This is a genomic window from Planctomicrobium limosum (assembly GCF_051465645.1).
Lineage (GTDB): Bacteria > Planctomycetota > Planctomycetia > Planctomycetales > Planctomycetaceae > Planctomicrobium.
In genome coordinates, this window is sequence record NZ_CP195790.1 from 3979061 (window position 1) to 4001756 (window position 22696).

At 54.4% G+C, this 22696-nt stretch carries 25 protein-coding genes; 4 read left to right on the forward strand and 21 right to left on the reverse strand.

From position 1 onward, the window contains the following. Window positions 1–21 precede the first annotated feature (21 nt). The 6 genes from SH527x_RS15185 to SH527x_RS15210 all read right to left on the reverse strand — a co-directional run bounded on the left by SH527x_RS15185 (window position 22) and on the right by SH527x_RS15210 (window position 4238). Entirely contained in the window at window positions 22–861 is an 840-nt protein-coding gene (locus SH527x_RS15185; protein ID WP_437191528.1) for a Ku protein, read from the reverse strand. Window positions 862–921: 60 nt separating this feature from the next. Continuing rightward, window positions 922–1581, reverse strand: a complete 660-nt coding sequence (locus SH527x_RS15190; RefSeq protein WP_437191529.1) for a HesA/MoeB/ThiF family protein — start codon at window positions 1579–1581, stop codon at window positions 922–924. A gap of 56 nt (window positions 1582–1637) precedes the next feature. After that, window positions 1638–2189 carry a hypothetical protein gene (locus SH527x_RS15195; protein WP_437191530.1) on the reverse strand — a complete coding sequence of 184 codons (552 nt, stop codon included), beginning with the start codon at window positions 2187–2189 and terminating at the stop codon, window positions 1638–1640. Window positions 2190–2205: 16 nt separating this feature from the next. Continuing rightward, on the reverse strand, window positions 2206–3297 hold the full coding sequence (locus tag SH527x_RS15200; protein ID WP_437191531.1) for a hypothetical protein: 1092 nt from the start codon (window positions 3295–3297) through the stop codon (window positions 2206–2208). Between the two features lie 74 nt (window positions 3298–3371). After that, window positions 3372–3566 (reverse strand): hypothetical protein, encoded by a 195-nt coding sequence (locus tag SH527x_RS15205; RefSeq protein ID WP_437191532.1) that lies wholly within the window; start codon window positions 3564–3566, stop codon window positions 3372–3374. 390 nt (window positions 3567–3956) lie between these two features. Then, complete coding sequence (locus tag SH527x_RS15210; protein WP_437191533.1) at window positions 3957–4238, reverse strand: hypothetical protein; 282 nt, start codon at window positions 4236–4238, stop codon at window positions 3957–3959. Window positions 4239–4352: 114 nt separating this feature from the next. Here SH527x_RS15210 and SH527x_RS15215 point away from each other — a divergent pair, with 114 nt between their 5' ends. Then, window positions 4353–4532, forward strand: a complete 180-nt coding sequence (locus SH527x_RS15215) for a hypothetical protein (RefSeq protein WP_437191534.1) — start codon at window positions 4353–4355, stop codon at window positions 4530–4532. Between the two features lie 143 nt (window positions 4533–4675). Here SH527x_RS15215 and SH527x_RS15220 read toward each other — a convergent pair whose 3' ends face one another. The 4 genes from SH527x_RS15220 to SH527x_RS15235 all read right to left on the reverse strand — a co-directional run bounded on the left by SH527x_RS15220 (window position 4676) and on the right by SH527x_RS15235 (window position 7729). After that, entirely contained in the window at window positions 4676–4933 is a 258-nt protein-coding gene (locus tag SH527x_RS15220) for a hypothetical protein (RefSeq protein ID WP_437191535.1), read from the reverse strand. A 48-nt stretch (window positions 4934–4981) separates the two neighbouring features. Next, window positions 4982–5983 (reverse strand): hypothetical protein, encoded by a 1002-nt coding sequence (locus tag SH527x_RS15225; protein WP_437191536.1) that lies wholly within the window; start codon window positions 5981–5983, stop codon window positions 4982–4984. Between the two features lie 88 nt (window positions 5984–6071). Continuing rightward, window positions 6072–6521, reverse strand: coding sequence for a hypothetical protein (locus SH527x_RS15230; protein WP_437191537.1), 450 nt, complete (start codon window positions 6519–6521; stop codon window positions 6072–6074). After that, window positions 6518–7729 carry a hypothetical protein gene (locus SH527x_RS15235; protein ID WP_437191538.1) on the reverse strand — a complete coding sequence of 404 codons (1212 nt, stop codon included), beginning with the start codon at window positions 7727–7729 and terminating at the stop codon, window positions 6518–6520. Before SH527x_RS15235 ends, SH527x_RS15230 begins: the two co-directional genes overlap by 4 nt. A gap of 121 nt (window positions 7730–7850) precedes the next feature. Here SH527x_RS15235 and SH527x_RS15240 point away from each other — a divergent pair, with 121 nt between their 5' ends. Then, window positions 7851–8072 (forward strand): helix-turn-helix domain-containing protein, encoded by a 222-nt coding sequence (locus SH527x_RS15240; RefSeq protein ID WP_437191539.1) that lies wholly within the window; start codon window positions 7851–7853, stop codon window positions 8070–8072. 9 nt (window positions 8073–8081) lie between these two features. On the opposite strand, the gene SH527x_RS15245 is transcribed toward SH527x_RS15240, so the two are convergent. The 8 genes from SH527x_RS15245 to SH527x_RS15280 all read right to left on the reverse strand — a co-directional run bounded on the left by SH527x_RS15245 (window position 8082) and on the right by SH527x_RS15280 (window position 14095). Then, on the reverse strand, window positions 8082–8387 hold the full coding sequence (locus tag SH527x_RS15245) for a hypothetical protein (RefSeq protein WP_437191540.1): 306 nt from the start codon (window positions 8385–8387) through the stop codon (window positions 8082–8084). A 23-nt stretch (window positions 8388–8410) separates the two neighbouring features. Beyond that, on the reverse strand, window positions 8411–9889 hold the full coding sequence (locus SH527x_RS15250; RefSeq protein ID WP_437191541.1) for an AAA family ATPase: 1479 nt from the start codon (window positions 9887–9889) through the stop codon (window positions 8411–8413). Between the two features lie 76 nt (window positions 9890–9965). After that, window positions 9966–10160 (reverse strand): DUF2997 domain-containing protein, encoded by a 195-nt coding sequence (locus SH527x_RS15255; protein WP_437191542.1) that lies wholly within the window; start codon window positions 10158–10160, stop codon window positions 9966–9968. Next, window positions 10157–10525, reverse strand: coding sequence for a DUF1257 domain-containing protein (locus SH527x_RS15260; protein WP_437191543.1), 369 nt, complete (start codon window positions 10523–10525; stop codon window positions 10157–10159). The genes SH527x_RS15255 and SH527x_RS15260 overlap by 4 nt, the downstream gene beginning before the upstream one ends. 399 nt (window positions 10526–10924) lie before the next feature. Then, window positions 10925–11080 (reverse strand): hypothetical protein, encoded by a 156-nt coding sequence (locus SH527x_RS15265; protein ID WP_437191544.1) that lies wholly within the window; start codon window positions 11078–11080, stop codon window positions 10925–10927. A gap of 488 nt (window positions 11081–11568) precedes the next feature. Next, a complete protein-coding gene (locus SH527x_RS15270; protein ID WP_437191545.1) occupies window positions 11569–12408 on the reverse strand; it encodes a DUF6338 family protein in 840 nt (279 codons plus the stop codon). A 916-nt stretch (window positions 12409–13324) separates the two neighbouring features. Then, window positions 13325–13453: a hypothetical protein gene (locus SH527x_RS15275; protein ID WP_437191546.1), complete on the reverse strand. Its 129-nt coding sequence runs from the start codon at window positions 13451–13453 to the stop codon at window positions 13325–13327. Between the two features lie 93 nt (window positions 13454–13546). Beyond that, complete coding sequence (locus SH527x_RS15280) at window positions 13547–14095, reverse strand: IS66 family transposase (protein ID WP_437191547.1); 549 nt, start codon at window positions 14093–14095, stop codon at window positions 13547–13549. A gap of 682 nt (window positions 14096–14777) precedes the next feature. On the opposite strand from SH527x_RS15280, the gene SH527x_RS15285 reads away from it, so the two are divergent. Together SH527x_RS15285 and SH527x_RS15290 are read left to right on the forward strand one after the other, a co-directional pair. After that, the gene (locus tag SH527x_RS15285; RefSeq protein WP_437191548.1) at window positions 14778–16169 is read left to right on the forward strand and encodes an alkaline phosphatase PhoX; all 1392 of its coding nucleotides are present in this window, start codon (window positions 14778–14780) and stop codon (window positions 16167–16169) included. Between the two features lie 248 nt (window positions 16170–16417). After that, complete coding sequence (locus tag SH527x_RS15290; protein ID WP_437191549.1) at window positions 16418–17407, forward strand: DUF1559 family PulG-like putative transporter; 990 nt, start codon at window positions 16418–16420, stop codon at window positions 17405–17407. 1194 nt (window positions 17408–18601) lie between these two features. Here SH527x_RS15290 and SH527x_RS15295 read toward each other — a convergent pair. The 3 genes from SH527x_RS15295 to SH527x_RS15305 all read right to left on the reverse strand — a co-directional run bounded on the left by SH527x_RS15295 (window position 18602) and on the right by SH527x_RS15305 (window position 22664). After that, window positions 18602–19924: an ankyrin repeat domain-containing protein gene (locus SH527x_RS15295; protein ID WP_437191550.1), complete on the reverse strand. Its 1323-nt coding sequence runs from the start codon at window positions 19922–19924 to the stop codon at window positions 18602–18604. Beyond that, window positions 19896–21086 carry a hypothetical protein gene (locus tag SH527x_RS15300; protein WP_437191551.1) on the reverse strand — a complete coding sequence of 397 codons (1191 nt, stop codon included), beginning with the start codon at window positions 21084–21086 and terminating at the stop codon, window positions 19896–19898. The genes SH527x_RS15295 and SH527x_RS15300 overlap by 29 nt, the downstream gene beginning before the upstream one ends. Before the next feature lie 846 nt (window positions 21087–21932). Beyond that, window positions 21933–22664, reverse strand: coding sequence for a glycosyltransferase family 2 protein (locus SH527x_RS15305; RefSeq protein ID WP_437191552.1), 732 nt, complete (start codon window positions 22662–22664; stop codon window positions 21933–21935). Window positions 22665–22696: the final 32 nt, after the last annotated feature.

Below are 22696 nucleotides of genomic sequence, written 5' to 3' on the forward strand. Positions count from 1 at the left end.
CCGATTTGTATCGGAACGGCCTTACGCCGCCCGAGCGGGTTTGCGGGATCTGGCCGAGCGAGACTTGCCAGCGGTTGTGCGGCTGGCGCGAGTGCCGGGTCGGATCTGAAGGGTGGCTGTCCGGGCGGCCACTTTGGCCTGTACCAGTTCGGCCAGACATAGTTCCCAGTCATCCCGGGATTCCTTCCAGGAACTCGGACCAATCTGCTCCCGAATCATTCGCTGGAACTGTTTCGAGAGCGGCAGAACCTCTGAGGACTCCGAGAGTTCAACTTCGGGAGCGATCCGGCACTGCGCCGGCCAGTGCAACAGGAACAGCTGGATCGACTGCTCCATGGCGCGGGCAAACAGCAGCTGGATTCGACCGGACAGTCCAATAGTCCCGAATCCTCCCACACCCGATTGTTGGAGAGCCTTCGCAAACGCCTGGTAGGGAACCAGCGCCGCGGCATGGGCCGGAATCAGCTGAAAGCTCCGACCAGACAGAAGTGGCAGCTGCAACTGGTCTGGTTCGAAGAACTGCTTGAGCGTGATGATGTGTTCCGGCTGAGGAGCCAGCGGTTCCAGATCAGCTTCGGACAGTTCGATGAGATCATTTTCAGCGTACGGATAGGCTTTGCCGATTTCCTCATTTGGAACCTGACCATGCACCGGACAGCATTTACGATATTCGATCTTTTGACCGCACCCGGTATGCACCTGGCACAGCGGTCCCGAGGGGCTGGTCACAGTCAGGGCATAGGCTTTGACGGGAATGGCGACATTCCCGAATTTCAATTGACCGGTCCAGGAGGCGCGGCTGGACCGTGGAATAGTCTGATCTTCGTGTTCTGCGGGACTAACGATTCGAGTGACAGGCATGGAAGAGTCCTTTAAAAAAGAGCGTGGAACAATTTTTAATCAATACGGGATAGAACAAGATCAACTGGCAAGCGACACGAATTCATCGGACAACAAGTTGAAAGCCAGATCAGAAGAAGCGGGAAGACCACGCAGCCAGCGTGTGAACTGGTGGACCATCAGCCCGGTCGCGATGCTGGCGCAATAGATCGTGCTTTTTGAAGTACACGATCCGCCTTGGGCTTCGGCTTGCGGGAATAGGGTCGTGGCGTAGTGTTGGCGTGATTTGGCATCCATAGCAGTGAGAATGCGCATCGTCTCGCCGAGCATGCGGCCGTCAGACCAGAACTCACAGCGGTCTTTCAGGTTGCGCCACAATGTGCTGCGGGTGCTAATGTTGTCGACGCAACAGAAGACAGCCTCTCCTGTCTGGAGTGAAGGGCGGTAACGATCGCCGACAGTCTCGATCTGGATTGCTGGATCGATCAATAGCACCTGCTCGACGGCGGCCTGAACTTTCTGCTTGCCCAGATCCTCCTGAAGATAACCTTGGCTCGTGATGTTCGTTGGTTCGACCACATCAAAATCGACAAGCTGGAGCTTCCGAACTCCGATGGCAGCAAGTTGGATGGCGACCTGTCGGCCAATGGCACCGACGCCGATCACGCTGATGGTCAATTCATTGACCTTGTCAGTCGGGACCAGGTCTCTCTGGCGTTCAAAGCGGTCGGGAATATTCATGTCGGATCTTTCTGTTGATCTTCAGTGGAGGTGAAATGATGTGTGGTTACGGGATTTCAGAGTTGGATACGAATGGATTCCGCTGGTAGCGGTTCGGCGAACAGCTCCCGATACTCCACATCGAGATCCTGGTCAGACATCAGCTTCCGTCCGGAGCGGGAACGACGTTCCAGAAACCACGACTCCGCCTGCACGTTCGCTCGATATTCCTTGTCCCAGGAAGCATGATCGCTTCCCTCGAACGTTTTTGAGAAATCGACTTCCACATCCATGGGGAGTGAGGCCGAGCCGGCCTTCCAGTGCAGCTCAGCAGAGGTGTTTCCGCTTCGGGCAATGATGAACATGACCGCCCAGTCACAGCTGCCGAACACCCGGTCAAATGTCTCGTGATCTGTCGGGCTGGGTTGAGGACAACTTCCCGGATGCGTGTGAATCCAGATCCTGCCAAATTCGACCGGCTTGCGTCCGAGATCGATCTGGTCTTCGAAAAAGTCGGCAACAGCAAAGTCATGGAATGAAACGAATGATTCCGTGCAGTGCTGCTGGACCAGTTGGATGTCCTGCACAAACAACAGGTTGTCTGGTGCTGAGATCCCGAACCCGCCCACTTCGGTGGGACCGAAATCACGCAGGAATAAGAGCTTCGCCCAGGCAGTCGGGCTGAACCGAAGGGTCGGCCGTCGTTGTTGACGTTTGCGGCGTGGCCGTCGCAATGAACGCCGGTTCCACAGTGGGTTCCTCGTGGTCAGTTTCTTCATTGTCAGTCTCCAGGGAGTCTTGATGGCAGGTGGGACATAGGTCACCGTTCAAACAGCCATTGCAGATCGAGTCCTGGCAGGATTCGCAACGGCTGAGACAGTGATCACAGGTGGTGCATTGGCATGATTCGCAGGTGGAGCTGCATTCATTACAGATCGTGTCATCGCAGGCGGTACAGGTATTCGTGCAACGATCACACAGAGAGGAGCTGCATCGGTCACAGGTGTATTGGTCATCTTCGTGAATGGAATCGCCGCAATCGCTGCAGGATGTTCCGTTCCAGTCCGATAACCGGCAGTATGCCGAGCCGGAGTTGTAAGTCCGCAGCACCTGAGCCACGAGCAGGAAGAATTCACCGAAGCGTCCCTGCTCCAGCGCCTTGGCGATCAGATGTCGACCATCGCCTTCGCAGAGCACATCGTTCTGCACGTGTGGATGTGTGACGTCGTCGCAACAACCGGGGCGATGCGGTTTCCGGGCGATCACCTGATACGGCTGGTAGCAGCCGAGTTGGTCGAGTGAGAGCCGGATCTCGAATGGACCCAGATCAATGTTTTCCAGGACAATCCGTTCGGTCCGGATACGGAGAACCTTGGCAGGCCAGTCGATCTCGACTTGATCAAACTCCTCCTGCAGCGATTGCAGTTCTTCCAGCAGCAGTCGCAACGTCGGAAGTTCCGGTAGGGACTCTTGACGCTCCAAATCTTCAGCCTGGTGCAAACACTCCTTGGCCAGTCGACGCAGCGACTGGCCAAGCTGACGACGAAGATGTATTTGAGTGGCGCGATAACCGAATCGGGAGGAAAGTTGCAGGCGGCGCTGTAACTGTTGAACTCGGTGCCAGTGTTCATCAGACAACATTGCCTGATCCGGTGGGCGACTGTGCAGCCGTTGATATTGCTGCTCGAGGTATTTTGCTGTCCGCAGCCAGGGACGTCGACACAGGGAAAAGTTCATGACAAGGGCTCCTGAAATAAACAGAGCCCCTCGCCGATTGGCGAGGGGCTCTGCATGGACATCAACGGGTCAGATCAGCGGCGGCGGAATCGCCGTGGCTTGCGGAAAGTGGGATTCGGACGGATATTCCCGCCATGAATCAGAATCGCAGCGAGAACGATCGTCACGCCAGCGAAGATTCCCCAGGAATCCGCCACAACTCCGCAGACGGCTGCAATGATCAGGATTCCCGTGAAGTACAGACTGTTGAGCCTCTGACGGGCTCCCATGGAAACTCCTTCGGAATAGAGGTGAGAGGGCGGGGGTCAGGGACCAGAGTCAAAGAGGAGTAGAGGTTCACATTGCTGGCCTCGATACCCTGTCTCCTGTTCCCAGCCCGCAGGGCTTTCGCCCCTTCGATTTTGGTGGGAGTGATGCTGACGCGGTCTTCCGGTTGCAAAACGTAATCCGCTGTGGTCGGCTGGCGATTGACCCGGATCAGGTAATCTTGCGGTTGGCTGTCCGGAAGTTTTTGGACGAACAACTCCCGGACAGTCATCCCCTCGGGGATCTCGATCTTGTCGGCAAATCCGCCGCCGTGGTTATTGATGAAGAGAATCTGCATAGACACAGCTCCTTGAGGGTTGAAGTGAAAGTAAAACCGGGCTCGGACAGAATCGCTAATAATCATCAGGCATGAGCACTGTTGTCGCGGAACGATCTGCTTCGGTGATGATCCAGAACGTCACGGATTCCGCCGTGTGATAGACCGACAACAACCGCTCACCGTGCAGCAAGGCGTCCTCATTGGTGGCGGCATCGTCCGGTTCGCAGTCGCCCCAGTCACCTGCCAGATGACGGCGGAGAGCTTGCTGGACCTCGGATGCGCTGAGTTGTTGTTGGGCAGTGCTCGTGATGAGAATCTGACCTGCCGGGAATTTTGGAGAAGGACTCGAAATCATGGTGATGCGGAGTTCAGGGAACAGGAGAGCAGAGACCAGGAATCAACGAACCGATTGGCGGCGTCGTGTTCTTCTTGCCCGAGTTCTGCATCTTCCGAGAATCGGGATCATGCATTGCGACTCATCGTCCCAATCGATTCTCTGGGGAATGAGTTGATCTGGTTCGGGATCGAACCGCACTTCTGCCGGATCGGCGATGGAGAAGCCGCGACGGCGGATTTCACAGAGGGATTCACCGGTGGCACAGGCCACGGCGGCGTTGAGATCATGCTGGGGCATCGTTTGTTCCTTTGAAGAGGACAGGCACACGACCACCCGCAAACGGGATGGTCGTGTGTGTGAAAACACAACCACCCCGACGAGCGACACGCTCGATCAGGTTGCCCGCACCGTGCGAGCCGGAGAATCAAAGCCGTCTGCCATCTGACAGAACGGGTTTACGTAGAGGCTGTCCCTGTTGGCGTCAGCCAATATTCATTCAGCCAGGTGACTTCTGCTGCCAGGGCGGCGGACCGGGACAGAAACGGTCCCAACTGTGGACCCTGCACCGGGGAAAGATCGACCATCCATTGGCCAGCAGATGTCGGTTCGACATGCGAACCACGGGAGATGGTGAGTGCTCCCAGTTCGTGCAGGTCAATCGCTTCATCGTAGAGACATCGCACCTCACCCCGGGAATGAATCAGCAGCTCCAAGGGAACCTCCTTTCAGCAGGTCCATCAGCCAAACGACCAACGGGAGCATCAATCCCGACTCCGAGCGTCAGCTCGTACCGCGTGCAGGGTCGCACCCTGCCGCCCAGCACGGAGGATGTTGCGGCGGGGTCGATCGACGAGGAGGCCGTCGAGAGACGACTGCACGCTGGCCAGTTGTTTGCCGAACTTCTGCCGGAGCGATTGGCTCTCTCGTAACTGTTGCGGTTCGATGCCGTGTGTGACGCGCCGGGCCCGCTCCACCAGCGCATCCAATTGCTCGTTGGAGTGAATGTTCAGCGCCTGAAACCGCTCAAAGAACTCGGTCAGGTTGGTCAGCGCGGTATCGCGAAAAATCTTGGGCTTCCCGTCCATGGTGCCGCTGAGCCGTTCGCCGAGATGATCCACCAGCTTCGAGAGTTCTTCCAGAAACGCCTGCTCAACCAATTGCACCGCTTCATTGAACCGGGCCTGGACTCGCTGGCACTCCTGTTCGTACAGCTCCGGGTTGAGTTGCTGCAGGTACGGAGGGGGTTCAACGGAGGGATAGTCATGCTCGATTCCGAAGAGCCCGATCAATGAGGTCGGATAGTCGGAAGGATCGAAGAGGTTTCCCAATCGACGACGGGCTGCCGAGCGTAACTCTCCGTAATGCTGATCCAGACACGCGACCGCTTCCGTCAGCTCGTGTTTGAACTGAACGATCTGGTTGTCGAACTCATTGAGCTGTTGCTGACGGATCAGCCGAACTCCTGGCTCCGGATAAGGCAAAGCCATGGCCTTCCAGTAACTCTGGCAACGTCCTTTAATCGCGGTCACGGCCTTGTACGCCGGATGGGAGGTGTCGAGCAATTTCTTGCCGGCGGACAGGAACTTCCCTTCGGCACCGAACGAGTCCGCCGCCTGATTCTTTTGTTCAATCGTCAGGGCTTTGCGAACCCCCAGCCAGGTGAAGCTGAGTCGGGCTGCTGCCATCGTCGTTCGCAGCCGGGTTGCTGCCGCGGATTGTGGAGAGGAACCTGTGAATGGCTCCTCGAGCAAGGTCGGGTTCATAGGGGGCCTTTCAGGAAATGAAAACACCTCCCGGCAGCGGCACTGCGGGAGGTGTGAAATCAACATGGCACATGTCTCAATCAAAGCATCACTTCTGGTTGGAGCTCCAGCCAGCGCCCGACCACGCGTCCTCGTACGCCGAGTCCTTGATGCCAGCGGCCTTGATCGAAAAACTCACGGGGATTTCCTGGGTTGGGTCGTACTTACGGAGTGGGAAATTGAGGAGTACCGCATGCTCTTCATTGGGTTCCCAGAGTTCGAAGCTGTGCTTTCGTGTTTCACTTCCGCTGGAATTCTGCACTTGAGGTCCGGAGATCGTGATCTGCAGCGTTCCTTTTCTCAGGTTCCCGGGATGCTGATGAAATACGGTCATCACCAATACGGGATCACCGAGAAATGGTTGTTCGACACGTCCCCGAATCCGTGGAAACACATGAGGTCGGCTTTCATTGTAAAGCGCTAGACCAACGAATCCTCCCATAAAAAGCAGGAAGGCGATCCACCCGAGATCGGTGTCTGCTTGTCGTCGATGACTCACGATGATTCTCCGCTCTGGTTGACGGGACCGGCATCGATCTTGACGAGAATCTCTCCATCCGGCTGAATCACGTGAATGGTTTGTCGGTACCCATCATGCGAACAAGCGAGAATCAGTTTTCCGTCCGGAGAGGGATGCAGATAGTGACAAAAAGGTTCCTCAGGGATGAGGGCTTCGAGCAGCACGCGTCTTCGCTGCTGTCGGGAATCCACCAATTCCACGCGCGCCGGGTAGTTTTCCCGTCCTCGCTGTTGGCGGAAATGCAGGCTGTACGGTCCGCTGGAGAAGCGGGCGACTTGTAACGTCATCCATGGGAAATCGGCTTTGTCCGCCTGAATAATTTGATCGTACTCTGCCTGCTGTGGTTCTGAGAGCGGTTCCAGAGTTCCCCGATGCGTGCCGGTATCCAGACAGACTGTCCCTTTCCGCGTTGCAAACCGCAGAGTTTTTTTGCTCCAGGACCCTTGCGGCAGCGGATAAAGCGGGTCCAGTGCGGCTCGGCCTTCCGAACCGTCACCGGTCAGGGTCCTGAGGGATGCGCGCAGTTCTGGAGTGAGTACCAGAGGAGTTTCCCAGCCATCCCAGGTGACGGTGACCAGAAGGGGCTGGTCCTCCATGAGTTTCAGGCCCAGATATCCGCTCCCATCTGGCAGAAAGGGGGAGACATTGATCATCTGCAGCAGCGGCATCGCTGGAGGTGTCGTCTTCAGTTCGATCAACTCGTTCGACGGAACATCGTAAACAAAGAAGACTCCAAACGGCGTTGGTGACTTGATCAGTTCCGGGACGGTTTTCAGGTGCTGGGACCAGATCAGAATCCGGTTCCCTTTCGGAGAGTGGTAACAGGCCGTGCCGGCCAGCTCCCGTCGCGCGCCGGCATCTCCCCAGACTTCGAGGTTGCTCCAGCCCTGTTGGCCATCCAGCAGTGATTTGACCCCAACTTGAACGGCTTGTGCCCGGGGGCTGAAGGCCGCCTGGGCAAAGCTCACCGTCGGCACGCTGGTCCCCAGGGCAACTTGGCGGGGGCGTGGGTCTCCGGCGGCCAACAGGGTGCGCGTGGCACGTTTTTCCACATCGTATTGAAGGATGGCACCATCCGACTGTGTGTAAAAGAAGCTGCGGGAATCGTGATTCCAGACCGGTTGGCTGACCGGTCCGCACCCGGCGAGAGAAAAGAACAGGAGGAGAAACAACGGTGGTTTTAACATCAGGCCCTCTGTGTGAATGGTCGAGAAGAACGTGCGACATCACCGATGCGCATCGTCATCGACACGAAATGATACTTATCGTCCGTAGAGTGATACCGATAGTCAACACTCCAATGCTCGCATGGCGAAACGAGCAGACATTTTGGAGCGGTTTGGGGAGCGGGTCCGCAGATTGCGGAAGGAGCAAGGCTATTCTCAGGAAGCCTTCGCTGCGGCCTGCGGGCTCGACCGGACCTACATTGGGGGGATTGAACGGGGAGAACGGAACCTCGCTTTGAGGAATCTGGAGGTGATCGCCCAGACGCTGGGCATGACCCTGTCAGAGCTGATGGAAGGTCTGTAAACCCAGAGATCAATCGACAGCAGTCAGGATCACGGTCGCGATACGACTCGGATCTGCTGATTGACGCTGCTGAACCTCTTCCGAAGTCAGCAGCTTGTGACTCAAAATCCTTGTTCCGGTTTGATCGGAGCGGACATATTTCAGTTCCACTGATCGCAGCAATTCCCGAAGTTGTGCGAACTCCTCAGTCTGGAGATGCTCCTCCAGCGGTTCCTCAAAATAGGGAAACGCCCCACCTGCTCCGTGTGGACTGATCTCTTCGTCAAAGAACTGCAGCGCTGCGCGGATGATTGCGAGGTGTCGCGTTGTGAGCAATAAGGTCTCCTCGTTGTTGACGTTCAGTTCAGTGAGGAATCCCGTCTGACATTCCGTCGGGAACCGGCTGTCTTCTGAGCATGCTGATAGAGGCCGGGCTGATTCGCGGAAAGGCAGCGACCGCTCGCCCAAGTCCGCAGCGTGTCCACACTCTCCGCGTTGGTCACGGCGACCGGGACGATGTACCGGGAGGCGTCGAGCAAGGGAACTTCCAAGAGCGCCGCGAGTCGGCAGCATGCCTTGATCTCCGCGCCGGTCCACTGGTCATCAACGGGTTTCTTCTGGGTTTGTTCGATCTCAAACTGCTGCAGGTAGAGATTCCAGATGGCGTCCTTCTCACCCCGACTCGGGAGATCCAGAAAGAACAACGCGTCAAAGCGACCGCTGCGGGAGAACTCCGGCGGCAGTTTCGAGATGTCATTTGCCGTACAGACGACGAACACATCGGAGGTGTGATCATTGAGCCACGTCAGGAACCGGCCAAACATCCGGGATGTCACCCCGGAATCACTGCTGCCGCTGACCCCGGCAAAAGCTTTTTCGACCTCATCTACCATCAGGACGCAAGGTGCCATCGCATCGATGATGCGGAGTGCTTGCCGCGTTCTCTCTTCCGACTGACCGACCAGCGAGCCGAGCAGGCTGCCGACGTCCAGCGTCAGCACCGGCCGACCGACTTCGTTGCCGAGGCATTTGCAGAACTGGGATTTTCCGCAACCGGGAGGAGAAAGCAGCAGCACACCGCGTGCTCGTGTGAGGGGATGGCGACGATTCGATCTCAGGGCTTGCTGACAAAAGGTTTTCAGAGACTCCAATCCCCCCAGGCTCGAAAATGTCTCGGTTCCCTGGTGCAGTTCCAGCAGTCCCGACTTCTTCAGCATGCCGGACTTGAGTTCCCAGATCGCCGCGCTGGTGATGCGACCGTGTCGCACCAAAGAGAGACTGAAGGCATTCTCGACTTCCAGACGCGTCAGCCCTGCGGCGGCATCGAGAATCACATCCAGTTCCGCTCCACTGGGAAGTTCCTGTTCTTCCGTGGCGATGCCCCGAGCGATCTGTTCCAGCTGAGCACGATCCGGGAGTTCGTGCTCCAGGACGACGAACAGCTTTTCAAGTTCCACCGGTAACTGCACAACCGGCGAGAGAATCAACAGAATCGTCCGGTTGTGTTTGCCGAGCAGGACCTGCTGAGCCAGGGCCTGTATGATCTCGGCCGAATTCAGGAACCGATGGAAGTTCTGCAGGATGAGCAGCGTCGTGCTGTCTGGCGCGACACGTGAGTTGAGGGATCGGATAGCGGACAGCGGATCTGTGCCTGCCAGACCGACATCGATTCCCGCCCCGCGTAATCCCTGGTCGAGATCCCAGGTGATCAGGGTCCACTGCTCCTGCTGGCAGAGTTGGGCAATCTCGCTGAGGGCATCGGCATGTTCATGGCTTTCAATCCATAAACCGGTAAAACAGGCACGGATGTATTCTCCCAGCCGCTCGGTGAGTGACATTGGCTCTCCTGTCCTTCAGGGACGAAATGGAATTCCCGGGACCGCCCCGAGAAGGTTCCCGCAATCGAAAGAACGTTCAGACTTGCTGGCGGATCGGGTCTGCCTCGACGCTTGTCTGATAAAACTCAGGCTTGAGCGTTTCCTGGGTTGGTCGGCCCAGAGCCTGCTGGAGAAACTGGCTCGCCTCCCGGCAGCTGTTTCCGGAATAACCTTTCGTCTCCACACGAGACGCACCATCGGGAGCGATGATGACTTCGATGAACGGACTCAAGAGTGGCTTCCCGTTTGAATGGTGAGCTTGAAGGAACCGTCCGCGAGAGATTGCTCGGAGACGGTGTAGTTCTTTCTCCTCGCTTCGATCTTGGCTTTCTCCACGGCATAGCCCTGCAGGAAGCGATCGAGCTCCTGCCGTCGACCCCAGCGACCTTCAAAGTTGTCGTAGGCGACCCGGGACGTGGTCACATCACAGACCACTGGATACCGCCACTCCGGGAGCCGCACTTGCCAACCGGTCGCGGTACTGCTGAAGAGTTGCGCTGCGCCATAGATTGGTTCTGGTAATTGCAGTCGATCACACGCAGCGCGGATCGCGACGGGATCCCGGACTTCGGTTTGAATGTGAACGATGTGTGACACGTGGTGGCCTCCTTCAGGGTGAGAGGAAAACGAAGCTGAATTGCGTCATAAACAAAAACACCCGTCCGGAACCGATTTCGAGTCGTTCCGAACGGGTGTGGTGGCGGCAAAACCGACGGCTGAGAGTTATGCCAAAGGTCTCATCTTATATGCCACGTTTTTCTTGATATTTTAGATGTGACGACGATAACCCACATGAGACTCGGCGTAATGTCACGCTAACATTGTATCGAACGAAGGTGACACAAAGTTGGACTGTCAAGGAGACGACGATGAACTCCGTTGAGACGGGAAGAGTCTCGTGGAGCATGTTCAATATTTGGGGAATTGTCAGTCGATGGCTCTCAAGCTGTGGTCTCGTCGGCTTTGCACAGAAAGTCAAATCAGGGGATTTCTCACTCATTTCTTCTTCGGTGGAGGTGGCGGGGAGACAGACTTAACCTGATTTGTGACAGCAGGTGGATTGCCGTTGCGGCTATATTTGTCAGGCAAACCATTGAAGCTGCCTTCAATTTTTTCAGGCGGAGAGGGCTTCTTGTCTTCCATTGAAGTCATCCTTACTTCTTCTTGGGAGGAGGGGGTGGAGATGTGGGTCTTCCCTGATTTGAAATGGGAGTTTTGCCATTCTGACCTCCATTACGAGGAGGTACACCATTGAGGCTTCTGCCAGAAAAGCCTGCTGGAATCCTAGTGTTATACTCTTTCGTCATATCGGCCTTTCTCAATTTTTCTTTGGTGGTGGAGGTGGAGATGTCGGCTTTGCCTCGCTCGTGGTTGAAGGAGGATTACCATTGTGCCCCCCTTGTGGATGGCCATTTTGACCGTTTGTCGTCAGCGGAAAATGTTGGACAGGTTGAGGCTTTTTGCTACCCATTGAAACTCTCACTTCTTGGGAGGTGGCGGAGGTGAAGTTGTGCTTGGTTGAGAGGTTGTTGCTGCTTTAGTGTTTTGCGGGGGAAACCCATTGTACGACTCGGTAAATGTCTCGATTTTCGGACTGGGCTGCGGCTTTTCTGATGACATGAAATCCTCTTTTTGTGGAGTTATTTTCTGCCCCGACGTTTGGATTTAGACTGCCGACGTTTTGATGGCGACGAACCATTTTGAGCGATGGAGATATGTGGAGTTGGCACGATTGGGGACGCATTTTGCCGCTGTTTGAGAAGATTGATCGCTTGTTTTTGTTCAACCGAATCGGAAGGTGGGTAGCCCTCTTCTGAAACTGAATGAAGGTGAACAAGGACCGTTTCTGCGGCCTTTCTGATGTAGGCAGAGTGTTTGTATTCGTTTGGCCAATATTCAAACTCGACCATTTCGACTTCACCCACCGGAATCAGGAGTCGATGCGCCGTATAAATAGGGACTCTCGTGTTGTCATCTAAAATCCATTCAGGTTCAACGAGAACAAAGTGACCACAATCAGGATGATCAGGCCACTCGAAAGGCCATCCATACAGCCGACGCCCTCCTTTGAGGCTGAGGTAGAGCCATCGCTGCTCCTTGTGAAATGTGCTGTGCCACTCGGAGGGAGCAGTTGTCCTTTTGCTGACCCAACTAGGAAGCCATCTGTGTGGAAAGTTGGTGTTGGCGCAAATTGACATGACAAGCCCAAGAAGAAATCCCACGACTGTGGAGACAGCAAAGAAAGTGTCGCGAGTCCAAGTGCCCCATGCATAATGCGGATTGGTGCCAATCCAAAAGAAAAGCTCTCGGAGCCCGATAGTGATCGGCTGGATGAATGCCGTGAAGATTAGAGCTTGAACGGCACGCTCAAATGGTGTTTTCTTGGGATGGGCGGTGAGACCGTAAAAGACCCAAGCTGCTACGAAGCCGGGTAGCAGGTAAGTGAGAGTTTCAATGACGTTGAGGTCTGGGAATTCCACCCCATATCCTCAGTTGAACAGAAGATGACAGCCTAAATACACCGGAACATGTGAACACTACCGGTTTCATATCGGCAGATCAAGACTGGTTCTTGGCGAGATCCTCCCCAAAATTGCCAGAATTTGTGGAATTTACAAACGTCCGTCTCGAGCCTTGAGCCCCATGAGGAATCTCAGATGGACCGGCGCTGCGTAATTATGTAGATGGCCAATGCTGCTTTTCGGATTTCTTCAGTTGCATTGTCTGCTATCGTTGAGTTAATCCATGCTTTTGTTTCAGCCCCTCTGTAGTTCAGAAAACAGAGAATCACACCCCCATTGTGATGATCGCTCGACTGTGCAATTCAGCAAGCGTTGGTTGGTTCAACAAGGCGGCACACTGCTCTCTACACCAGTCGCACAACCGTGTTGATGCAACGGTGGACGACGCCTCTTATTGACTCATAGAGCGTTTCAAGTCCAAGAGGAGTTTTCTGACCATTGAATTCCACTGTTGTCAACTTCAACGGCTTGAACAGAACGAGTCAGGCGGCAAGACATCGTCTTGCGTTTGACGACTCGCTGGCCGCTACGAGAGTGGCTCCAATAATGCGTGAACCTGGAGTTCTCCACGGATGGTGGGAGCTGGGGTGGTTATGCGGCCTCTGCGAACTGGGGCGGTGACTGGTAGTTTAAAGATGAGTACTTGCGAGTCGGTTGTAACACACTTCGAATTTATTCGAAGAGGCTCGTTTGGCAGACTGCATTCCACGATCAGAAGTGAGCCATTGCAGTTCTGCAATCGCGACAAATCCCAAGGATTGGACATCTCCAGAAGCTGGGATAGCAGAAATGACATTCAGGTCTTTGTTGGATTTGATCGAAGCCCTTTGTTCGTTTTGAAATTTAATAACGCATTTGTAACATGGGTAACCGTTCACACCCCGGTGAGGAGTGATGGTTGTGGTGTCCCGGTGAAGTGGGCGGTGACAGCGTTGGTGACGTAGCTGAGGACGTTTTTCCCTTGCTGGCGGCAGGTTTCGATCACGCTCAAGAGGGTTTCCACGAACCGGCTGCCGTTCTCGCTTTGCGTGCCGAAGCTCAGCTTCCTCCAAATGACAGCATGTCGCAGGCTCCGCTCGGCCGTGTTGTTGGTCGGCTAGACTCCGTCCCTGTCCAGGAACGTCCATAACCATTGGCGATGGTTGTAAAGTTCTTGGCACATGCCATCGACATTCGTTCCATGTCCGCGCAGCAGCAGCAACGCGTTCACTTTGTCGCGAACCGGCGAAAGAACCTGTTTGAGTCGTGTTCGGGAAATCGTTCCGTCCCGATAGCGAGCCCACTGCCCGAACAGCTCTTTGGCCTGCCGCAGCAGGTCATGGCCCAGGCGTTTCACCTGATGGTCCGAGTGTTCAATCAACGCCTGAATATCCCGTTTCAGATGGGCCCAGCACCATTGCAGTTTGCCACACTGCCAGTACATCTTCGCCCGATCGTAACTCATCACACCGGAGAAAGTCTTGCCCAGAAGTTCATGAAGCGTCGTGGCTGCCCGGCTTCCTCTCAGGGCGAACACGGTGAAGTGCTTCGCCACGAACGTCCACAGCCAGCTGTTGAGTGTTCCCTGCTTCGTGGGGGACTCATCGCCATTCAGATGGAGTTGCGAAAGCAACTCCTGAACCAGTTCGCCGTACGTGTTCCGCAACGCTTGGGTGCGATACGCTGATGCTTGACGGTCAGCGAGGGCAGCAGGGAATGTTCAGCACCGTGCTGATGAAGAGAGCCGCCCGGCGTTTGTCCTGTCGAAAATGAGCCAGCAGCGTGGCGGTGAACGCGATCAGGCGATTGACGGGCAATCAGATCTTCTGTGATCTTCAGCGACATGCCCATGGTGTCGCCGATTTCGCCAATTCACGAAAGACCAAACTCCAGTCCGTGAACGGTTACGATTAGATCGCTTCCTTTTCGTACAGACCGCGTTCCGCCGCGTGGAGAGTTGCGTTTCATTAAATGAAACACTCGCTGTGCGGGCACAGGCAAGAGCAGCATGCTCTAAAAGAATTGGAACCGCGGAAAGCCACGCTTGTCTAGGCACGCACTCGTTACAACGAGGGTCTGCTGGTTGAACTCAGCGTTAAAAATACGACGACTCTGCGACAGGCAATGCTCACCTCACTGGGAACAATCAGGGCTTAACCCAACGGCCACCATCCGTGGGGAACTCCATTTTCTCGCCGCCATTGAGATTTAATGTCTCCCGGAGATCTTTCGCCATAACTCACCAGTTCCTTACAAATTCTTTATCGGAGGCTGAGACCATCTCCACCAGCAAAGAGCAAAATCCGGCCTTCCCTTTGAATGAATGACGACACAGAAAGCCCCGAGCAATGTCTACAGAACCTCGTATTTCCCGACGAAGTCTTCTTGGATGTTCCGCAGCCGCCATCGGCTCTTGGGCAGTCCCGGCCAGTTTCTCTGCATTCAGTCGTCGAGCTCAGGCGGCTGCGCCGCCTGCCGGGTTTGGACCACTTAGCCCGGTTCGTGATCAGCTGACCGGGTTAGAGTTGCTCCAGTTGCCGGAGGGGTTTCGCTACATCTCATTTAGCTGGAAGGGAGACCTCATGTCCGATGGCACTCCAACTCCCGGCAATCACGATGGAATGGGAGTCATCCGTATTGACGGTGACGTGGTCACGCTCGTTCGCAACCACGAGTCGAGCGACTCTCGGAAACCATTTAGTTCACAAGGAATACCTTACGACAGCCATGCCTTGGGAGGATGTACCAATCTGCAGTTTGATGTTGCTGCCGGAAAGTGGCTCAAGTCCTGGACCAGCCTGATCGGGACAGCCCGTAACTGTGCTGGCGGAGTCACTCCCTGGGGAACCTGGCTGAGTTGCGAAGAAACCGTCGTGGGGCCCGGCAGGCAAGATGAAAGCGGGCGTAACTATCTGTATCAAAAGGACCATGGATTCGTTTTTGAAGTTCCTCATACGCAGGTTGAAATGCCGGTCCCGTTGATGGATATGGGGCGATTCGTTCACGAAGCCCTCGCCGTCGATCCAGCCACCGGATTCATTTATCAAACCGAAGATGCGGGAAATGCTGGGTTTTATCGTTTTATTCCGAACCAAACTGCCCAACTCGTAGCAGGTGGACGGTTACAAATGATGCGAGTCGCCGGGCATTTGACACTCAAACGCGGAGTCTCTGTGGGTGAGCCATTGAAAGTGACCTGGGTTGACATTGCAGATCCCACTCGCGCTCACACACCGGGAACAACCGATGGCAGCGGCGTTTTCACTCAAGGTAAAATTCAGGAAGGAACCGCTTTTGCAAGACTTGAAGGCTGCTGGTATGGAAACGACTCCATCTTCATTGTCTCGACATCGGGGGGGAACGCGCGCGACGGGCAGGTCTTTCGTTACTCCCCTAAGGATGAAACAATCACGCTGATTTTTGAATCCCCCAGCACAGAAGTGCTTGATTCACCGGACAACATTACGGTCAGTCCGCGCGGAGGAATCGTGCTCTGTGAAGATGGTGATCATGAACCGCAGCGGTTACACGGACTGACACCTGCTGGTGAGATCTTTAACCTCGCCGCCAACAATATGATTCTGAAAGCCGGCGATTATGAGCGATTTGAAGGAGACTTTCGCAAACAGGAATGGTGTGGCGCGACCTTCAGTCCAGATGGCCGCTGGCTGTTTGCAAATCTGCAGACTCCCGGAGTGACCGTCGCCATTACCGGGCCATGGGAAAAAGCCGGTTTATAGAACAGGTTGGGGTTTCTCAGGCTTTCTAGCGCCACACAGCGAGCCGGGTTTTTCTCATCACGAAACATCTTATCCCATAAATGAAATGGCAAACCATGACTGCCCTTTCAAACCAACTTTTCCTCTTCGCTGAATGGCGAAGATGCTGACAGGAAGAGTCGACATGCCCCTCGACTCCGGGGACAAAGTAATTCCAAGTAACATCGCCACATTGTGATCGTCATTGCTATTTTCTGAAAGGAAATGAAATGCTATTTCGTTCTGAAAGACCTGGCTTCACACTCATTGAATTGTTAGTCGTAATTGCGATCATCGGGGTTTTGGTGGCCCTGCTGTTACCCGCTGTGCAGCAGGCACGTGAAGCAGCTCGTCGGTCGCAGTGCCGGAATAATCTCAAGCAACTCGGACTCGCCCTTCATAATTATGTGGATACCACTGGCCGCCTCCCCCCGGGCGGGACCCGCCCCAATGGTAGCTCCATCGATAACGGTTCTAACAACGACTGGGGAACAAACTGGGTCACCCGGATTCTTCCCTATATCGATCAGGGGGCCATTTACAACCAGTACGACTTCAACGTCGAAGGACGCAAAGGAGTGAATGCAGCCCTTTGTGCGATGCCACTGGTCGCCTTGCAATGTCCAAGCGACTCCCCCGGCCAATCATGGGTCCACCCGATTAACAACTGGGCTCCCAAAGCCAAGGGGAATTATGCGGCCAACTTCGGGCTTGGTAATCCCTGGTCGGGAACGATCTGGCGAACAGCTGGCCTTCGCGGACCGTTCCGCGCACACATGTACTATGGTGCTCAGCTACGCGATGTTACCGATGGCCTGTCCAATACGGTCTTTCTGGCTGAGATCATCCAGGGAAAGAGTGATGGCGATGTTCGGGGAACCTGGTCATTCTCTCCGGGCTCCTTTGTCTGTGGGCAAAGCTACTATCCAGATGATGTTGAAGATGTTCCGTTCATTGCGCTGACACCCAACGGGAACGCACTGGATAATTCAAAGATGGATCGCCCGTCATATTGCAGTGCCGACAATTCTGACCGCAACCTGCGATGCCTGGCTTACCGTGCAAATCAAGCATCTCAGACCGCTCGCAGCATGCATGTCGGCGGGGTGTTCGTCAACCTGGGCGATGGCTCGGTTCGATTCATCAATGATTCCATCAGTGTCACGACCTGGGGGAATCTGCTGAGCATTGAGGATGGGGCTTTGTTGGGAGAGTTTTGAGCCTTTTTGATGTAGCCATCAATGAGTTTTCGGAAGCATGTATGACAATGCAAATTTCATCATGCTTCTCAATTAGAGCAAGTTGCTCTGGGCTGGGCTCGCGCAGCACGCGTTTCGATTATGAAATGCTACTCGCCGCCTGAGAGCACGGCCAATATGACATTAATACACTCTTAATCATCAGCAACAAGGTGCCAACCGTCATCAAGCTGTGGACGGTCGAGATTTTTGAATCAACCAGCCTGTGAGCCGTAATGAAATTCGCTCGCTGGCCAATGCAGTTCAAAGGGCATGAAAGGGACAGGTTTCAGTATTCTGGAGATAATTATCATGAAATATCGCAGTCCCCTTACGATCTGTTTGTTAACGCTGTTGATGTGCGGATGCGGAAGGCAAGAACTGCCGTTCACGGACCATTCACAAAACAGTGAATTGTATCTGCAAAATCTTCGTGTCATGGTCGAGACGAATTGCAATGCAGCCCGGAAAGGTGATCCAAGTATACATTTAGCTCCCATCGTTCAAGAGTTGCAGCATGACGACCGTCCCGTTGGGAGGCACCGTGAAGCCTTTCTCCAATTGCGAGCTCTCAGTGAAAATATCGTTGCGAAACTCCGTGCAGCAGATGGGAAACGTACTGACTTGACGGTGGAATTGGACGGGATGGTCAAACTTGCTGATCAGTTTCCTCAAAAGACTGGCCCAGCCGCTCGACTGCCAAAAGGGAATGGCAATTGAACAGACGCGGCAGGGTGCATAAATGATCGTTTTGCGAAGATTGCATTGCGATGGACTGAGAATCTAAACAAAGTGGTTCCTTCCGGGCTTGCGAAGTCGGTTCGTTGGCGGGAGTGCATTCGTATTATCGAAAACCCAGCATCGTGTGAGACACAAGCAAGCAATTTTTCAGTCCATCGCTGATCTCCCTTGGCGAGCACCGGGCTTCGCTGACTCGCTCATCTTGCACACTGTTATTTCCAGTCGATCCACAGATTTTTGATGCTGCCGCTGAATCGTCCACGTGGGCCATCGCCGATTTTCAGCTCCAAACCAGCGGTTTCAAGATTCAGATCCAGACCCGCCTCGGGTCGAGCCGCTTGACGTAGGCAAATTCCTCGCCGTGGATTCCTCTGCACACCGACCCAAAGACGGAGAGTGTGAGCCTCATTCAGGGGACGTTCCACATCGGCATGGTCAGCGCGAAGATGGTGAACGCTGTGATTTGGTCAGTGATCTAGAATTGGGCCCACTTCGATTGTGTTCTCTCTGTCTTTTGCCCTGTTGAGGATTCTCGTTCCATTTTTCAAGTAATTCGCGGAGACGAGGCTGATGCTTGTTCAGGTGCAGTTTCATTCGCGAAGTTCTCAGTAAGTTCAGAATGTCCTCTTTGGAACAGGTCTGGAACTTTCCCATGATCCAGATGAATTCCAGCGTGTAATCTGGAATCATTTTGACCAATGAGCGTCGGGCCTCCGTGATTTGACCGGAATCGACAGGCTGCCAGCGAGCTCCCGCTTTCGCCAGAAGAAAAATCCCTTTCATGTGCTGTCGGGCACGGTCGTCGTCGATGTCTCGATTCTGGCGTTGGTACTCACCATCGATGTTGAACGTCGTTCCCCAGGAGAGATATTGAAGATAGGACTGGATTGCCGAACAGCCCCCATTTTCTTGGTCATTGGGAGAGACCCCGATTTTCAATAGTTTGCTGACCAGTGGGAGACCTTCCTCACAACTGGCAGACCACTTTAAGACCTGTTGCAACACAGGATGATCTGGCTGAAGTAGAATCCCTCGAAGATTGAAAATCTGGAAATGTCGATGCAGAGCAGCGTAGACCAGTGCCGCCGTTCCTTCATCGTGTTCTTCCCCGTCGTCAGGCCAGTCTGAACTCTCGTCGTAAGGGTCGGCCCCGGCCCAGAGGAGCAATGACACCCATTTCGAATCCCCTTCGCGACAATGGTGCCGGAGAGCGATATTCGCCTGTTTCTGCAGATGGGGAAATTGTTCGCCGTAGCGTTTCAAGATGCGTAGAACGGTTCGGATCCGATTTTTGAGCGCCTCTGCGACGGGATAATCCGTTTTCACATCAGCCCCACGGTCGATGAAGAACTCCATGATTTCCGGATCCCAGGTTTCAAAGACGTCTCGCATGCGGATCGCTTTGGGATCGTAACCGTGTGCTACAAGGAGTTGGACCAGATCCAGCCGCCGCAATTTCAGGACCCGATCCATGGGACCGTTCCATTTGTCGGCCTGAATGTCGGCTCCTCCTTTCAGCAACACTTCAACCAGGCTGTGAAAACCCCGTTCGAAGGCAATCTCAAGGGGAGTTTGAGGCTGAATCCCTTTGCGAGTCGCAGGAGGGGGATTAACCGGTTTGCCAGCGGCGATCCATTCCTGAACGGCAAACAACTTCCCTTCGCGGCAAAGTTCGGTCAGAACTCGGATTTGAATTTCGGCTTCCGTCGGAGGTGTTTTGGAGGCTTTCTTACCACCTCGGGATGTAACCTCGGCCATGGCCTGCCTCTTCTTCTACGAATTCATCAAGGAGACTCGGTGGACTTTCTGTCAATGGGTCCAATCGATCCGCATGGGTAGAAGCCCATACGATCCAGTCATTCAGCGTTGCGTCGGTCTGGATGTCCTGACCCGTCAACAGCACCTTTTCACGGACGGCCTGAATGTATTTTCTCAGATTCCGACTTTGCTCCCATCGTTTGGCCTCCTCTAGGAGGGCGTCGAGTCGGGTACGTTCTGCCTGAATGGCGGCACGTTTTAAGGCCCGCTGTTCCGCCAGTTCTTGCCGCCGTTTTACCGCCTCTCGTTGAGCCTCTTCCTTGCGCCGGGTTTCTTCTTCGTGTTGCTTGATCCTGGCTGCAACGATCATCAGGCCGGCAATGACCTGTTCCAGACAGGTTTCCAATAAACGCTTTGGAGTGTCTCGCCACGTCTGGCGGCAGCCTTGCAGCCAGTAACGTCCCGCATCCGCAATTTTGAAAGCCAGGCGTCCTGAAGGAACCCGTTTGGCCCGAAAATGACTGTGCCGGAAGTGGTAAGATTCGCCATCGGCAACATCGTCCTCTTCCTCACGAAGCGTTTCCATTTCTTCCACAATTTCGAAACGGACAGAGATGCCCAGAAGAGTTACAGTGGGTCCAGGAAGAACCTGATGATTTTGATGTTCCAAAGCGCGGAGCACGGCATCCATGAGCAGCAAGGCGCGTCGCAGTTGCCCCTTTGAGACCCGCAGTTCCAGTGCAGCGTCTTGAGGGAGAACCAAAATCCCTTCGGAAGTTCGCTCTGCGATCTGAAACTGCTCTCGAGCCTGTTCGATGAGGGGATGCGCTCCCCGCAAATGATCACGTAACTCGATGGAAATACGATTACCCTCAAGCCGGGCGACTTCCTCTTCAAGATCTTTGCTCAAAGTGCTACCGGCATCCGACCGATGGATCTCAATCGTCTGGTCTGCTTCCGGATCGGGCAACGGAACCTGATGAGGAGTTTGCCCTGCCGACTTTTTTGCCCAATACCCGCGAGGCGGGCAGGGGATCTTGTGTTTCCGACAAACCTTGGCCAGGCCGACGTCGGAGATTCCGAACTCCCTGGCCAGTTGTCGCATTGGTTCCGACCACACTCTTTGATAGAGCAACTGTCGGGTGATCGACGTTGAATGCATCTCGTCGCCTCCAAAATGGAATGACCGATCTTTTCGGTCTTCCATCATCTACTGCAATCAGCAACCGTATTAGATTCTTCCAGTTTTTCGGAGTCATCTGCAGGCATCTGATCGATCCGTAGGAAGTTCGTCTGGTCATCCCATGATCGGCACGCATCCTTGCTTCCGCGATGAGATCGCGTTCAGGATGGCGAGAAGCGTGATGTTTGCTCAGGGTTTCAGGATAGTCTTTCTTAAATAAGTCGACGATGGCAATCGTTCTGCTGAAAGATGAATCTTGAGCGAACTAGTAAATCGGCCATCCTGCGGCGTTGGAAAATCTTAGGGCCAAGTCGAGATCGATCGAAACGGCGGTACCAATTGTACTTGTTTGTTATGCAAGTTGGTTGAGTTTTTGCAGATGAACCAAACTCCTCTTGCACTTCGTCCGGTGGTTTTCGGAGAGTGATCGATGCTGTCGTAGCAGCCAAATCGCATTTTATTATCCATAGAGTTATTGGTGTTTTGTTAAACTGGAGCGAAGGCTTTATTGATGGATCAAGGCCGGTCACCGCGATTGCAGACAGCCATCGCCCGCCGGTAGTCGATTCGCAGTGAAGTATGCTGCTGCGGGCACTGATGCTGTCGACGCAACAGAAGATGATTTGTCCTGCCTGGAGTGAGGGGCGGTAACGGCAGTCGCCGACACACGGTCAAATGTCTCGTGATCTATCGGGTTGGATTGAGGACAAGTTGCTCTTTCCAGTGCCCGCGCAGTGCGTGTTTCGATTGATGAAAGACTCATTTCCGCGTGGCGAGAACGGGCAGGCGTTTCGGACTATTTTGTCTCCTTCTTTACCCCGCTGACTATCGCATCGAGGTGAGTCGCCAACCTGCAGAGATTTCTGTTTGGATGATCGCCATTCGCTCGGCAGCCCAGGTCGGCCGCCGACTGCTGGCATTTTCATCCTGATTGAGTACGTTGTCCTGGCATCCCCACAATTCAGTTTCATTGAACGGATGCGGTGGGCAGTAACTGGGGATTCCGGCCAGTCGCCATGCCCGTGCCGACAGCTCAATATCTTCGCCATTACGATCCGTTGCCAGTCGATCTGCGAAGAGAAATCGGAGCCATTCCGGCTTCGTGAACCAAACTTGTCCCACATAATCGACTTCTTGAGTGAAGTCTGAGGGGGAAATCCAGCCTAGTCGTTCGCGGTGACGATAATCCTGGGAATTCTGTATCCCCTTTAACCGCGTACCGTGTGTCCCCAGAATGCCAGGTGAGTGAGAGAACGTCCGCAGGCAATTTTCAAACCAACGTGAACCGGGAATGGCATCGTCATCAAAGATGGCAACAAAATCCGTCTGAGCCGCCAAGGCAACCGCAAAACGAAAATGATAGAAGCTGTTCGGAGTACATTCGATGACCCGGTCGAACCCGCTGCAATGAATCTCCTGAGACAGCTCCAGTGACGGCTCCTGCACAAAGCACCAGAGAGCGTCTGGAGGAAGACTTTGGCATCGAATGGCCTGAAGTTGGCGTTGCAGTGTGTAAGGACGACGGTAAACCGTGAGCAATGCGGTAATTCGATTCATGATGCCGAGTGAATTTCTATTGGGATGCCGAA

Coding starts and splice junctions, on each gene's coding strand:
- SH527x_RS15285 (WP_437191548.1), top strand. CDS start 14,778: ATGTCTACAGAACCTCGTATTTCCCGACGAAGTCTTCTTGGATGTTCC.
- SH527x_RS15185 (WP_437191528.1), bottom strand. CDS start 861: ATGCCTGTCACTCGAATCGTTAGTCCCGCAGAACACGAAGATCAGACT.
- SH527x_RS15190 (WP_437191529.1), bottom strand. CDS start 1,581: ATGAATATTCCCGACCGCTTTGAACGCCAGAGAGACCTGGTCCCGACT.
- SH527x_RS15225 (WP_437191536.1), bottom strand. CDS start 5,983: ATGAACCCGACCTTGCTCGAGGAGCCATTCACAGGTTCCTCTCCACAA.
- SH527x_RS15210 (WP_437191533.1), bottom strand. CDS start 4,238: ATGATTTCGAGTCCTTCTCCAAAATTCCCGGCAGGTCAGATTCTCATC.
- SH527x_RS15205 (WP_437191532.1), bottom strand. CDS start 3,566: ATGGGAGCCCGTCAGAGGCTCAACAGTCTGTACTTCACGGGAATCCTG.
- SH527x_RS15200 (WP_437191531.1), bottom strand. CDS start 3,297: ATGAACTTTTCCCTGTGTCGACGTCCCTGGCTGCGGACAGCAAAATAC.
- SH527x_RS15300 (WP_437191551.1), bottom strand. CDS start 21,086: ATGCATTCAACGTCGATCACCCGACAGTTGCTCTATCAAAGAGTGTGG.
- SH527x_RS15305 (WP_437191552.1), bottom strand. CDS start 22,664: ATGAATCGAATTACCGCATTGCTCACGGTTTACCGTCGTCCTTACACA.
- SH527x_RS15235 (WP_437191538.1), bottom strand. CDS start 7,729: ATGTTAAAACCACCGTTGTTTCTCCTCCTGTTCTTTTCTCTCGCCGGG.
- SH527x_RS15295 (WP_437191550.1), bottom strand. CDS start 19,924: ATGGCCGAGGTTACATCCCGAGGTGGTAAGAAAGCCTCCAAAACACCT.
- SH527x_RS15250 (WP_437191541.1), bottom strand. CDS start 9,889: ATGTCACTCACCGAGCGGCTGGGAGAATACATCCGTGCCTGTTTTACC.
- SH527x_RS15290 (WP_437191549.1), top strand. CDS start 16,418: ATGCTATTTCGTTCTGAAAGACCTGGCTTCACACTCATTGAATTGTTA.
- SH527x_RS15240 (WP_437191539.1), top strand. CDS start 7,851: ATGGCGAAACGAGCAGACATTTTGGAGCGGTTTGGGGAGCGGGTCCGC.
- SH527x_RS15265 (WP_437191544.1), bottom strand. CDS start 11,080: ATGACTTCAATGGAAGACAAGAAGCCCTCTCCGCCTGAAAAAATTGAA.